Origin of the sequence: Vibrio sp. T9, assembly GCF_003123985.1 — a bacterium.
GTDB classification, from domain to species: Bacteria; Pseudomonadota; Gammaproteobacteria; order Enterobacterales; family Vibrionaceae; genus Vibrio; species Vibrio diabolicus.
Genome location: NZ_NIGY01000084.1, coordinates 1 through 399, shown reverse-complemented (window position 1 = coordinate 399; position 399 = coordinate 1). Strand labels below are relative to the sequence as shown.

Here is a 399-nt window from a genome sequence, read left to right as displayed (position 1 = left end):
CTAGCGCAAAGAGTGAATCTGCACGACGCAGGCTATGGGGCTCCTGATTCGCCAATTCGACAAGTCGACCCAAGTGTTGCGGGACGGCATCGATATCGACGGATGTCATAACTCGCAACGGCCAGCTGGCAACCGTGACGATTCGATTTATCTGAGTCTGCTCTTCAGCTGACCGCAATGCCTCCATGAGGACATTCTTGCGTTGCGCCGCGTTACCCCAATGCTCCGCGACCATCGAAAGGGCTTGGCATCTATACCAAGGATGACAAATGGCTCGCGCGATCTTTAGCGCTTCGCGTGGATCAGCGAGCACTAACTCTTGCACGCGCGCTCGACCAGCTACGTCTTCCGCTGTGATTGACGAATCTGCCATTGAATCCATTCCTCTATGTCCGCGTG

1 protein-coding gene is annotated in these 399 nt (G+C 55.1%); it reads right to left on the bottom strand.

Going from position 1 to position 399, the window contains the following annotated elements; all coding sequences use genetic code 11:
• A partial coding sequence (locus CBX98_RS25535; protein ID WP_197710250.1) for a hypothetical protein occupies nucleotides 1-373 on the bottom strand: 373 nt, incomplete at its 3' end.
• Nucleotides 374-399: the final 26 nt, after the last annotated feature.